Origin of the sequence: Peribacillus sp. R9-11 (assembly GCF_031345095.1) — a bacterium.
GTDB classification, from domain to species: domain Bacteria; phylum Bacillota; class Bacilli; order Bacillales; family DSM-1321; genus Peribacillus; species Peribacillus butanolivorans.
In genome coordinates this window covers 5,399,251-5,413,835 of the sequence record NZ_CP133763.1, presented here as the reverse complement: position 1 = coordinate 5,413,835, position 14,585 = coordinate 5,399,251, and the positions used below count along the sequence as shown (strand labels likewise).

The following is a 14,585-nucleotide window of genomic DNA, read 5'->3' as shown; positions in this document are numbered from 1 at the left end:
TGCTAAATATATTAATTATGGAGAGTGTTCAATGAAAAGAAAGAATTGGAAAATAAAGATAAACCTTATTCTAATTTTCACATTGATATTAAGCTTTTTTGCACCAATGAATTCTATCGTTACGAAAGCTGCAGAGCCAATTACTGTTGCAGAGGCGATTGCTAATAACTCGGGAACTGCTACTGTGCAGGGATATATCGTGGGGTATACAACAGGAACAAACAAATATACTAAAGACCCGGCAAAATTTGCAGGAGATACAAATCTAGCGATTGCCGATTCTCCTGACGAAACAGACCCAAGTAAAATAATACCGGTAGAATTGAAAAATAGCGGTACTTATCGGGCTACTTACGGACTAAAGACAAATCCGGGTAATTTGGGTAAGAAGGTGCTTTTCACCGGAACTCTCACAGCCTATTTCTCAGTACCGGGCCTAAAAGATTTATCTGCGGCGAACTTCATAGAAGAAACTTCTCCTAATAAAGCAGAAGCTGTCAAAGCCAGTGTAGCTGCTGGCGGGGTGATAGCTGGAACAAAAGTATCGCTCTCCTCAGGTACTGAAAATGCAACCATTTATTATACAATTGATGGTTCAACTCCTACGAGTTCAAGCACTCAATATACAGAATCGATAACTATTACAAAAGACATGACAATTAAAGCAATTGCTTTAGCATCAGGTTTGGATAATAGCGATATAGCATCGTTTGAATATAAAATTATATCACTTAAATCAATAGCCGAAGTAAGAAAAATGACCATTGGCAGTTCAGCCCTTACTTCTGGAGTCGTTACGGCAGTTTTTACATCAGGCACGAATAATACAGTCTATATCCAGGATGACACAGCAGGGATTGTTATTTATGGTTCAGACCTAGCTGTTGAGGCAGGAGATAAAATCAGCGCAAAAGGAACGCTAGCTGATTATAATACACTCTTAGAGTTAAATGTTCAAAAAGCAGATGTAACTATTCTTAAAAAAGAAAGTATTCCTGTTGCAGAAAAATTGACTGCTGCTCAATTTGAAGAGAGCAAGGAAGCTAAGCTTGTAACGGTGAAAGATGTAACAGTTGAGTCTGTTTCAAACGGAACCTTTATTGGAAAAGATGGGGAGGGAGAGTCCCTTACATTACGCCCTCAAGATGCAACCCTTCTTTCAGCCGGTACAACATATGATTCAATTACAGGTGTATTGGGATCATATAAAGGCGTATATCAATTAATTCCAAGAAGTACACTTGATATTATCCAAGATGCAAATAAAGTACAAACTGTAGTTGCAACACCTGGTACAGGATTTATTAAAGCAGGTGAAACTGTCACACTGACCTCAGGAACAGCTGATGCAACAATCTATTATACAACAGACGGACAGGAGCCTACGAAAAGCAGCGCTGTCTATACCAAACCAATTACAATCAATGAAGCTACGACATTAAAAACTTTTGCGGTAAAAAGTGGCTTAACGGATGGTAACATTTCGACTTTTACTTACACTATTTCAAAAGGTGATGTCCGAATTCATGATATTCAAGGAGCTGGACATACTTCTCCATATTTAAATCAAAATGTAACAGATATAGAGGGTATTGTCGTATCCACGATTGATAATAATAATTTCTTTATTCAGGATCAAAAGCCTGATAATGATATAGACACTTCAGAGGGAATTCTTGTTTACAAAAGTGCTAATGGCGTTAAGATTGGCGATGTGGTCAAAGTAAGCGGAACGGTAAAAGAGTTTGTGATGGAGGGATATTCCGAAAAAGCAACAACGGATCTTCCTGTAACAGAAATTAGTGCATCCGCTATTACGGTTGAAAAAAATGGACAGGCTTTACCTGACCCAATTGTAATTGGCAAAGACCGTACCCCGCCAACAGGGAAGATTGATAGTGATGGATTGACTGTTTTTAATCCAGCAGTTGACGGGATTGATTTTTACGAAAGTTTAGAGGGAATGCTTGTTCAGCTTGATAGTCCGAAGGTTGTGGCACCACAGGAGTATGGGGAAGTTGTTGTTATTCCTAAGAACATGGAAACTTCTACTTCTGCTGGTGGAGTCAAGTTTACAGAAACAGATACCCACCCAGAAAGAATTCATCTGAAATTTGATAACGATAAATATGTAGCGAAAACGGGTGATAGTTTTAATGGAAGTATTACGGGTGTTGTAAGCTACGGTTATAGTAACTTTAAAGTGTTGACAAGTAAGGATAAGCTACCTGAACTACAAGATGGGGGAACGAAGCGTGAAGTTACTTCTATTGAACCGGATGCGAAGAAGCTGACAGTTGCCTCTTATAATGTGGAGAATTTCTCAACTAAAACTGACAATGAAAAACTAACGAAATTAGCTAAAGCCATTGTACAGAACCTGAAGACGCCAGATATTATCGGTTTAACAGAAATGCAGGATAATGATGGTGAGGCTGATAGTGGTACTACAGATGCGACTGAAAGCTTTAAAAAGCTGGTTGCCAAGATTCAAGCAGAAGGTGGACCAGAGTATCTATTTACTGATATAGCTCCAGAAGATAAGCAAGATGGTGGAGCACCAGGTGGGAATATCCGAGTAGGTTTCTTATATAAAAAAGGTACTGTTTCGCTTACTGAAGGAACAAAGGGAAAAGCTACAGAGTCTGTCGGCTTTAACGATGGCAAGCTTACATTAAACCCAGGCCGAATCGATCCGACAAATGCAGCATTTGCTTCAAGCAGGAAGCCGTTAGCAGCCCAATTTGAATTCAACGGTGAAAGTGTTATTGTGGTTGCCAATCACTTTAATTCGAAGGGTGGAGATCAGCCTCTATTTGGGAAAAATCAGCCGCCAGAATTAAAAAGTGAAGTTCAACGTCTTAAGATTGCAAGTATTGTTAACAGCTTTGTTAAGGATATTAAATCAAAAGATGCTAATGCAAATGTTGTTTTACTAGGAGATTTCAATGACTTTGAATTTTCTAAGACACTAACTGCATTAAAAGGCAGTGAATTAACAAACATGGTGGAGAAGGTTCCTTTTGAAGAAAGATATTCTTATACGTACCAAGGCAATTCTCAAGTTCTGGATCATATTCTTGTTTCTAATAATATTGCAGCAGAAACTAAGGTGAATATCGTCCATATTAATTCATCCTTTACAGAAGCTGATGGCCGCGCGAGTGACCATGATCCAGTCCTGATTCAAACAGAATTAAAACCAACACAAACACCACAGCCACAAAAAGTATATGACTTGGTTGGATTCACAACAAAAAAATTGGTTGTTGAAACACCTAATTCATTGGTCAAACTTGATGCGACTTCGAATATCAAAGAAGGAATCTGGCTGAAGACAGATACGACCCTATCTGGTGAAGGTCTGAAGAAAACGAAAATCATAATCAGTCCAGTAAAAAAGGAAACTGTCATTGATTTCTCAGGTGCCGAAGTCAAGGAAGTGTTGATTGATAACAGTAATGTAAAAGAAATCAGGGGAGCAGAAAATGTTCAAAAATGGATTTTTAAAGAAGGTATAGATGTTTCTGGTATAAAATTCTATAATGCAAAAGGAGAAGCGATCGCTTCTCCTTTTATTCCAAAAGAAAATCGTCCTCCAGTAATAATAAAGACTATCGATAATCTCTCCGTGAAAGTTGGAGAAGATGTAAGTTTAAACTTAAACAATCATTTTTCAGATCCAGATAGCGATGCTCTTTCTTATTCCACAACAATTGGTACGGTCTCAGGGTCCATACTAACAATTCCAACTAGTAAAAAAGGTTCCTATATTGTTGCTGTCACTGCAAGAGACAAGTGGGAATCGAAAACAATTGCTACTTTCTCAGTAAACGTTACTGCCGACGATCAGCTTGAACCCTATTATCAAAAAGCTGAAGGTAAGACCGGGTCTGAATTAAAGACGTCATTGCATACTATTATTAAGTCACAAACGAAATTGACATACGCAAAGGTTTGGGATGCACTCAAAGATACAGACGAAGATCCTAAAAATCCAAACAATGTCATTTTACTTTACTCTGGTAAGTCTGTGGCAAAGTCGAATAATGGTGGAGGCAACGGTCAATGGAATCGTGAGCATGTCTGGGCAAAATCCCATGGTGACTTTGGTACCAGTGTAGGACCAGGAACAGATATTCATCATTTACGCCCCGAGGATGTTACCGTAAATAGTGTTAGGGGACATCTTGATTTTGATAATGGCGGCAAAAAATATAGTGGATGTGAATGTTATTATGATACTGACTCTTGGGAACCACCTAACAGTGTTAAAGGTGATGTTGCGAGAATGATATTCTATATGGCTGTCCGCTATGAAGGAGATAACGGAGAAATTGATTTAGAGCTGTCAGATACAGTTAATACCTATCCCAAAGCATTGCATGGAAAATTTTCCACTCTATTAGAGTGGAATGAATTAGACCCAGTTGATGATTTTGAACGCCGTCGAAACGATGTGATATATGAAAGATGGCAGCATAATCGCAATCCTTTTGTTGACCACCCTGAGTGGGCAAACGAAATCTGGAAAGCTGAGAAAATACAAGATATTAAAAAAGCAAGCTGATATATTTTTGCACAGCTCATCGTCAATACGGTGAGGTTTTTTTATACGTATGAGCTCAGCGATATTAAATTTTTTTCTCGTTAAGTAAAATCAGTTACTCTCTTATGCATCTCGCTATTCTGTATATTAAAAGAAGCTCCAAATTCTTAGAGATAAAAAGTTAATTAAGTACTCCCCACCTGGGGTGATGATGAATTCTATCAGAAAAATACAGTTTGCTATTCAAATAGATTTGCAGAAAATGAAGAAGCATATTTATGATTGCTATTACACTAAATATCGCAATGTACAATGTCGCAAGAGCCATAGTTGATGTCAAAGTAAAATTGTTGTGACTAATAAATGGGTCAATATTAATATAGAAATCTTTTGAATATCAATCTAGAGGTTGGTAAAGAAATGAGGATGAACTAGAATGAGAAGTTTGAAGTATCTTTTTATTGCTTTCTTTATCATTTTTTCTACATTACCTGCACATGAAGCAGAGGCAGCCGAAGAGTATACATCGATGAAAGTGAAACTGGAAAATTTCTTAGGAAACCAAACAAGTGTCACACTAACGGCAACAGGGGACTATCAAACTTCTGATAAAGAGGTATTTATCAAGGCAGGTGAAGAGCTGACTGTGAAAGTAGAGTCAGGAAAACTCGTGGTGTACAAAAACTCCCAGAAGAAAGGGTTATTCTCTTCCATGATGGTAACTCCTGTTAAACAAGATTCTCTACTTTCCATTAATAACCGTCCGTATCCCGGTTCTTTGGAATTTACAGTTGAAGGCAAGTATATTCGACCTATCAATCATGTATATATTGAAGATTATCTAAAGGGCGTGGTTCCAAGGGAAATGCCGGCATTATGGCATATTGAAGCCGTAAAAGCACAGGCAATTGCGGCCCGTACTTATGCACTTCGCTATCAATCTACGGTAATTAATGATACGGTTTCTTACCAGGTATATGGAGGGGCTGAGGGTCACTCCCACTCTAGTTTAGCCGTGGAACAGACAACGGGTATGGTAATCAAGCATGATGGGAAATTAATCGAAGCACTCTTTTCTTCGAGCAATGGCGGGATGACTGAATTAAATTCTAATGTTTGGACAAGTGGAGAGCCTCTTGCTTATTTGTCTATTAAAGAAGATTCATATGACCCGAAATTAAAGTGGATGATAGCCTTGGATAAAAAGCAAATCGATTTAACGAATCTCGATGTATCAAATCCGGAAGATTGGTGGACAAGCGTACAAGAAAAGGACAAAACGATTATTCCTAATCTGAAGACTTGGCTTCAAAGTAATGGATATGCCAAAAAGGAAATAAAAATAACGGAAATTCCTGTTCTAACCTTAACGGATAAAACATCTGGAGGCAGGGTTACAAAAGGCTCGATCCAGCTGAACTTTTATGTGAAGGATCTTACCGATGATAAGGGGAAATTAGTACAGCAAAATGTCACCCTTACGAATGTTGCGGCTTCAAAAATCCGGGCTATGGTGGGACTGGGTAATATGAAGAGTTATCTAGTTGATAATTCAACATCAACGGATCCAGCCAAGATTAAAATTGATGGATCTGGATACGGCCATGGAGTTGGACTAAGTCAGTATGGAGCAAAACACAGAGCAGAAGCGGGTCAAACATATCAGGGGATTTTAGAATTTTATTATCCGAACACAAGTATAGTGAGGGAATATAGTAACGCTGCGACTGGATCTGAAACTGATCCTGTTGTGAATAAAGATAAAACGGCACCAAGAATAACGAGCGTGAAGGCTAAGGAAGATTATCTAAATAGTAAGGTCAACTTCACGTATGCTATTGATGAAGATGCTACCGTATCCCTCACGATTAAAGATAAAAATAGCAAGGTGATAGCCACCCCAATTAGTAGGAAATCTATGAAGAAGGGAAGTCAGGTGGCTGCCTGGAACACGAAAGCCGTAAGTAATGGAAACTACACAGCGGAAATTACCGCAACTGATAGAGACGGAAATAAAGGTACTGTAACACAAGCGTTTAAAGTAAATAAGGATATAACGGCACCGAATATCACGAGTATTGATACATCAGGAAATTACAGTACAGAAAAAGCAAGCATTACGTATACCATAAGCGAAGCAGCTAAAGTTACGGTGCAAGTCAAGAACAGTAAAGATAAAGTGATAGCCACCCCGACCGATACGAAATCGCTAAAGAAAGGTAGTCAATCAGCTACCTGGAACTTTAAAAATGTGTCCAACGGTACGTATACAGTGACGATCACTGCCAAGGATGCAAGTAATAATCAAAGAACGGTTTCAAAGAAAATCTCTATCAAGAAGACAACCGGAAAAGTGACGGCTAGCGTACTTAATATTAGAGAGAAAACAAATACATCTTCTAAAATCGTCGGAAAGCTAAAGAAAAACCAAACTGTGACGATTCTGGCCCAACAAGGAAATTGGTATAAAATAAAGAATGGAAGCCAAATCGGGTATGTTTCAAAAGAATATGTGAAAAAGTAACTACTTAAGACGCCATATTTAAACTATATGGCGTCTTTTTGAATAAGATGGTTTTATAGTAGCGGATTCGAGGGATCTTAGCCAGTAGAGCGACAAATCTGACATTCAAAAAATTTACCTTTCAAAAAGTGGGTCGAAACATTCAATTTAAGGTCTGGAAAAAATCTGGACTAGGTTCTTAACACAATATAAACAGGATCTAACGATTAATGTTGCGATAGGCACAGCAGAAATATTTATCCGCAGAATTTCTCTTGAATTCCGAAAAAATCTATCTTTTGACACAGTAGAATATCTGAAAAGAGGTATGAATAAATTCATTCCTCTTTTGTTTGATGCTGGCCAGGTGTAAATGGTACCCGGGCGGCTTTTGTGATGATTTGCGATATATCTGTATTATCAATGACTCCATCAAAGGCTTCACTGCCTGGGCCCGTTGCAAAAACAGGAATCATATTGGCGGTATGTCCTCCGGTGGAACTGGCTGCCCGTACGCTGCGGTCAGCTACTCCTGCTTTATAATAGTTGGCAATTGTGCTTCCGATTTCCCAATCTATTTGATGTTGTGGATAGACAAGGGTTCTATTCTTTCTTACGTTATCAATGAATTGATGGACCTCTTTATTTGTAAGAGATATATGAGCATACTTTTTGAATACGGAACCGACACTTTCGGGATTGATTTCATTATTTTTATCGAAAGTAAGTTGCTTGGACATATATTCAGAAGAAACGTTGATCCTTTTCAATGCACTGATATCCATTGTTTCAGAAGCAGAGGTCCCCATTGTTTCATGGTCTGCAAGCACTACAATCAGGGTATCATTTCTGTTCTTAGCCCAGTCTACAACCTCTTTTACAGTTTGATCAAATTCGATTGTTTCCTTCCATATCCCAGTGATATCCGCAGCATGCTCCGTATGGTCAATTCGTGCACCTTCAGTCATTAAAAAGAATCCATTATCACCCTTAGACAAAATTTCGATTGCTTTGGTTGTCATTTCGGGTAGTGATGGCTCCTGTGAATGAAATTCTTCTTTATCAAGCTTGAAATTCATATAAGTAGGGTGAAACAGTCCCAGAAGTTTTTCTGATTTTTGAACCGAATCAAGTTCTTGCTTATTAGCCGTAACCCTATAGCCAGCTTCTTTAAATTTAGCGACTAAATCTACACCATTTTGCTTATCCGCTCCGAAATAACTGGCTCCACCGCCAAGAATAACATCGATACGATTATCAAAGAGTTGTCTCGCGATATGTGCGCCACCTGTCCAGCGGTTTGATACACTGGCACCGAAAGCAGCAGGGGTGGCATCGACAACCATATTGGTTGAGATAATTCCGACTTTTTTTCCGCTCATTTGAAAGGCATCCAGTACACTGTCTACTTCAGAACCATTTGAATCTACACCGATTGATTCATTGTTGGTTTTGACACCTGTGGCAATCGCTGAACCCCCAGCAGCCGAGTCAGTGACAAAATTATTAGCGGAATAAGTACGCATCAGAGCGACATGCTCTAACTTTTCCAAATGTAAAATTCCCGTTTTTCCATATTCAAATTGCCTGGCAATGTCTATTGCACCCAACCCCATGCCATCACCAATTAACAAAATGACATTTTTCGGAGTGTTTTGCGATTCTGCCTGAATAGGAGATGTTAAGCCAATAAGGCAGAAGAGAACGAGTAGTCCAAATTGATAAGGTCGTCTAGGTTTATGAATGAATTTTCTAGTTGTCTTATTCATATGTAATCCTCCATTTGGTGTAAGTCTTTATATTATTTGTTGAAATCCATAAAAAAACTCTTCCTTAATATCAGGAAGGGTTTAATCTTATATGTGGATATATCTGCATGATTTACATTTCGTCCAGGTTTGAACCAGATTACAGCCTGGGATAAAGCAGCGGAAATTCCTGTTACGAGGGTCTTACAAAAATTGAAAAAATCCTTTCACACTGCTATTTGCTATGGATAGGTAATCATTGATAAAAGTTCAATATATACCTATATATGATATAATTTAACTAGTTGTACAATTGATATTATAGGAGAGAAAATCCTATGTTAACTAGTATGAAGAAGATATTTAATGAGAGTTCTAAAGACTTAAAAAGAATTTATAAGCTTGTAGATAATGTGAATCAATTAGAGATTAAATATAAAAAATATTCAGATAATGAATTGAGAGGCATGAAGGATACATTTAAAAGTCTCCTTGCTTCTGGTAAAACCTTGATGGATATACAAGTTGATGCCTTTGCTGTGGTGCGGGAAGCAACCAGACGTGTATTGGGACTTCGGCACTATGATGTTCAGCTTATAGGAGGTTTTGTCTTAAATGAGGGAGCCATAGCTCAAATGAACACAGGTGAGGGAAAAACACTTGTTGCAGCCTTACCTAGCTATTTACACTCATTGGAGGGAAAAGGTGTTCATATTATCACGGCGAATGAGTATCTGGCATGCAGAGATAAAGAATTAATGGGCCAGGTTCATGAATTTCTTGGCTTGTCGGTTGGCTTGAATATTTCTAAAATGCAGCCCTCAGCAAAGCGTGAAGCTTATGCAGCAGATATTACATATGGAACGGGAACGGAATTCGGTTTTGATTACCTGCGTGATAATATGGTTTTTCGAAAAGAGGAAAAGGTGCAAAAGGGCCACCAATTTGCGATTGTCGATGAAATTGATAGCATCTTGATTGATGAAGCAAGAACGCCTTTAATCATTGCTGGAAAATCAAGTGATGGGGCAGAGCTTTTTCATATTACATCACAGATCATGAAGACATTAAATGAGGATGAAGATTATGAGATTTCTAACGAATCTAAAGCGACCTTTTTAACAGATCAAGGTGCGGCCAGGATTGAAAAGGCATTTGGGGTCAATAATTTGTATGACTTAGAGCATCAGGAGTTATTGCATAATGTGTCACAGGCACTTAAAGCTCATGCCATTATGAAATTAGATGTGGACTATATCGTCAAGGATGGAGAGATTTCTTTGATCGATAAATTCACAGGCAGGGTGATGGAAGAACGTAGTTTTAGTGAAGGGCTTCAGCAGGCAATTGAAGCAAAAGAAGGCTTGGAAATTTCTGAAGAGAACGAAACACAGGCTACAATTACCATCCAAAATTATTTCCGTTTATATAACTCGCTTTCAGGGATGACTGGAAGTGCTATGCCTTCAAAGTCAGAATTTTGGGAAACATATCAGCTGCCTGTTATTGAAATTCCAACGAATAAGCCTATTCAGCGTTGTGATGAACCGGATTTAATTTTTAAAGATGAAATAAGTAAAATCAATAAAATTGTTTCGGAAGTAAAACGAATTCATGGAGAAGGAAGGCCAATTCTAATAGGTACGACTTCCATTGAAAAATTGGAAGCACTGTCTATTCATTTAGAGAGGGAAAGAATTCAACATCAGATCCTTAATGCAAAAACGGAAGAAGGCGAAGCAGGTATTATCGCCAATGCCGGGAAAAAAAATCAAGTTATGCTTGCTACGAACATGGCTGGAAGAGGAACGGATATTTTACTTGATGAAGAAGTTAAGGAATTAGGTGGTCTTCATATTATCGGGACGGAGCGTCACGAAAGCAATCGGATTGATATGCAGCTTCGTGGACGGTCCGGACGACAAGGGGACCAAGGCTCTACACAATTTATCATTTCCCTGGAAGATGAATTGTTTGATTACTATGATGAAGAAGAAATTGAACGATATATGAAGAAAGTCAAAACGGATGTAAATGGTATGGTGGTAGGTCCCGCTCCGGAAAAATTTACAAAAAAGGTGCAGGAAACGATTCAGCAGATGTATCAATCAAGCCGTAACCACTTATTGAAATTAGAACATGCATTAAATGAGCAAAGTAAAATTATTTATTCGATGAGAGATAGAATCTTGAATCTCAATCCTGACCAAATGTTCACCATTATTTTTGAATATATTGAGAAATACATCCGTCAACTCGTTTTGAAATATTATCCTGAATATACGGAACAACCAAATTCAAAGGCTTTTATTGAAGAGCTCTCCCTTGTATTTTTTGCATTAGATTGGCAGGAAATTGACGTGCAAAATTTAGATGGGTCTGAAGTGAAAGCTAAAGCACTGGCTTCATTTGACGAGATAAAACCCATGATCTTAACATTTCAGGACAATGTTGATTGGGTAAGCCAGCTTCGCGCCTTTATGCTACAACAAATAGATATGAACTGGATAAGCCATTTAGGTGAAATGAATAGAGTGAAGGAAGGCATTGGTTTAAATGCCTACGGTCAACAGGACCCTTATATGTTGTTTGAAAAAGAAACACTTGATCAATTTGAGCAGCTATTAGTCGAAATTGAGTCAGGCATCTGTACAAACTTTATGGAATTTTATAAAAACCAATTGGATGATGAAGAGGAAGAACTTGATGAAAAGGAGGATGAGAAGTAATGGGCCTATTTGGAAGAGGTGAGAAGATAAAAGAAGCAGTGCAGAGTAACACGGTAACAATGGAAGATTCCGTATCAGCTGTTGATGCTGCAATTAATACTTCCTTGGTTTTTCATGAGGAAGCGGATTTTTCCAAACAGGAAAGATATGTACTTCAGTTTCATCATCAACAGTTGTCTTTGTTAAAACCGAATCAAATTTCTATCTCAGAAGTTCGGTTATCAAGGTTTGAAGAAGATGTAATAATTATGGCTTTTATTCGTAATACATTAGATAAGGCTGTAAGCTTTGAATTAGTGGATTTATTGTTGCTGGATGAAAATGGACAAGTTCTGGCGAAGAAGTCCTTCGATTTGACGGAAATGGGAGAAATACCAGCCCTTTCATGTATGCCGTGGAGCTTTATGTTTGAAGAGGAAGATATTCTAGTGGAGTCGATACCAGACAAAGGTTGGAAGATAGCATTTGAACTAAAGAATCAGGAATCTATGGAGCATGCATTGGATTTGGCACCGATCTGGATAGAACAGCTTTCCGAAGCTCAACGAGAGAGTTTACAGCGGCTTGTTGCCGGACTGCCAAAGATTAATCAAGGTGAAGTTAATTTTATGGGACTAGAAGCTACTTTGAAAGAAAATAATCAATTAGCAGTCACCGTTTTGGTTCGTAATGGCAGTGACAAACAGATTAAAATTGAAAAGCTACCATTGATTGTAGAGGATGCAGATGGAGACCAGGTTTGCCAAGGTGGTTTTTCTCTTACAGACTTTGAAGTGAAGGCGAATACAAGCAAGCCATGGACGTTTATTTTTCCGGGTGAACTAGTAACAAAGAAAAATCCCGATTTGACACGTTGGAAAGTATACCCACCAAGTTCTAAATAGTGAAGTTGAAAAGCCCTCATCTGTGATGAGGGCTTTTTGTGTATGAGAAATGAAGTCATTATTATTTTATGAGTTTATTAATAATCGGACTAGGAGTTATTTATTGGAGTCAAGAAAAAACAGGATATTTTTGACTTTGATTTCCGTCAATCTTTACTATAGTACGATAATTAAATGGTAAAGAAGATGGGTTACTTACTTTTCGATAAATTGAAAACCAAGATTTAATTTCATAATATTCTAACTATATCACGTGTGTATTTTCTCATAAATGGTAACGATAAGTAATATCTATAAGTAATCTTATGTAAGCGGACTTCTTAAAGAGCTTGGAAATAATGAAGAGGAAAGTGGCGGTAGCATGAAGCATAACAACCGGCGATTGAAGGAGAGACTATTGGAGGTCTTATCTATATCCATCGTGGCCATACTTTTTATTTATACGAATGAAAAGATGGATAATAATCTTTCTATCGGTATATTTACAATTATTCTCGGTGTCGCTGGATTTTTGGTCTATCTTAAGGAATGGATAACGAAAAGATTCATAAAGGGTACTATTTTTACAGTCTTTCTTCTTACTATAATGGCCTTTTTTCTTGGTGATATATGGTTTTACCGTTACTATTCAACACCTATCACTTCCTATATGTGGATGCAAAAAAGCAATCTAAATGGGCTTGGTGAAAGCATATTCAGTATGGTGGAAGTGAAGGACGCTGTCTTTCTACTGGTGGGCGTTCCAATTGCTGAATCATTTGTAAAGAAAATATACCCGCTCAAAGCTATGGCACTTGTACCGGCTGTATTATTTCTGATGATAGCAGGGCTGAAGCCAGTAAAAAATATTTTTATCGATCAGGTGGATATAACTCGACGTTATGAGGCGAATACCTTTTTGCGAAGTTGGGGTCCAATTGGTCATCATGTATTGGATACGTATGCCTTCTTTGTTGATTCGGGAAAGAATGAAATGTCTTCAGAAGAAAAGAGAGCCGTTTCTAATTACTTCGATAAAAAGAACAAGCAGGATAGTACATATTTTGGCTCATTAGCAGGTAAGAATGTCATCATCATCCAAGTAGAATCATTACAGGCCTTTCCGTTATTCCAAAAGAGTTCAGGACAAGAAGTCACGCCATTTATGAATAAACTAGCAAAAGACGGTTTATTCTTCCCACATGTATATCCACAGACGGTATTTGGAAACTCATCAGACGGTGAGTTGATTGTGAATACTGGGTTATATCCTTTAAAGCAAGGGGCGACCTTTTTCCGATTTCCTTACAACGATTTTCCGAGCCTTGCTAAAGAATTAAAGAAGATAGATTACCAAAGCTATGCTTTCCATGGTGATGAAGAAAACTTTTGGAACCGGCAGCATGCATATCCTGCTCTAGGTTTTGATGACTATATCTCCATTGAGGATATGCAGCAGGATGAGATTATATCGATGGGCTTGAGTGATCGTAGTTTTTTTAAACAAGGCTATGATTATTTAAAAGATAAACAAAATCCCTATTACGCTTTTTTCGTGACATTGACGAGTCATGTACCGTTTTCGCTACCAGCGGATCAGATAACATTGAAACCTGAAGTAGGAAAAGAGGGAAGCTACCTTACGAAATATTATGAAGCGTTACATTATACAGACTCGGCCATAGAGGAATTTGTAAAGAATTTGAAGGAAAATGGAAAATTGAAGGACAGCGTGATTGTTATTTACGGAGATCATGATGGCCTATTTGTAAAAGATAAACATGAAGTTGAAGGGTACTACGGAATTAAAATTAGCGATGAAGAATGGATCGAAAAGTATATGCCCATTCCAGTGATTATTTATCAGGAGGATATTCAAGGGCGTACGATTGATAAGGTGGCCGGGCAAGTCGATATTTTACCAACATTATATGATTTGCTTGGCATTCAAAGCTCTTCTTTCTTTGGAGAGACCATGCTTAATGGTGAAGAGGGAGAAGCTCTGATATTAAAAGGGGATTATGGTGCCCAAATGAAAATAAATGGAAAGGGGAGAGTAGAAGAGTTTTTACCGGAAGACCAAAAAGATGTGGATATGAGTGACCAAGTTATCCGTTCCGATTATTTTAATCAAACGATTGATTAATAAAGTAAACCTTGATTTAAAGCGTTTTTTAATATCAGAAAAAGAGG

The 14,585-nt window shown here is 38.0% G+C and carries 6 protein-coding genes; 5 read left to right on the top strand and 1 reads right to left on the bottom strand.

Annotated elements, in window-relative coordinates:
• Positions 1 to 31: 31 nt before the first annotated feature.
• Together RE409_RS26315 and RE409_RS26310 are read left to right on the top strand one after the other, a co-directional pair.
• Positions 32 to 4,570, top strand: a complete 4,539-nt coding sequence (locus tag RE409_RS26315; RefSeq protein ID WP_201222622.1) for an endonuclease — start codon at positions 32 to 34, stop codon at positions 4,568 to 4,570.
• 415 nt (positions 4,571 to 4,985) lie between these two features.
• Positions 4,986 to 7,073, top strand: coding sequence for a SpoIID/LytB domain-containing protein (locus tag RE409_RS26310; RefSeq protein ID WP_201222624.1), 2,088 nt, complete (start codon positions 4,986 to 4,988; stop codon positions 7,071 to 7,073).
• A gap of 317 nt (positions 7,074 to 7,390) precedes the next feature.
• Here RE409_RS26310 and RE409_RS26305 read toward each other — a convergent pair whose 3' ends face one another.
• Entirely contained in the window at positions 7,391 to 8,821 is a 1,431-nt protein-coding gene (locus RE409_RS26305) for an alkaline phosphatase (protein WP_201222626.1), read from the bottom strand.
• Positions 8,822 to 9,138: 317 nt separating this feature from the next.
• Between RE409_RS26305 and secA the strand changes: the two genes are divergently transcribed.
• The 3 genes from secA (at position 9,139) to RE409_RS26290 (ending at position 14,538) form a co-directional block, all read left to right on the top strand.
• On the top strand, positions 9,139 to 11,529 hold the full coding sequence (secA, locus tag RE409_RS26300) for a preprotein translocase subunit SecA (protein ID WP_309558296.1): 2,391 nt from the start codon (positions 9,139 to 9,141) through the stop codon (positions 11,527 to 11,529).
• Complete coding sequence (locus tag RE409_RS26295) at positions 11,529 to 12,413, top strand: accessory Sec system S-layer assembly protein (protein ID WP_309558295.1); 885 nt, start codon at positions 11,529 to 11,531, stop codon at positions 12,411 to 12,413. The genes secA and RE409_RS26295 overlap by 1 nt, the downstream gene beginning before the upstream one ends.
• A gap of 361 nt (positions 12,414 to 12,774) precedes the next feature.
• Entirely contained in the window at positions 12,775 to 14,538 is a 1,764-nt protein-coding gene (locus RE409_RS26290) for an LTA synthase family protein (RefSeq protein WP_309558294.1), read from the top strand.
• Positions 14,539 to 14,585: the final 47 nt, after the last annotated feature.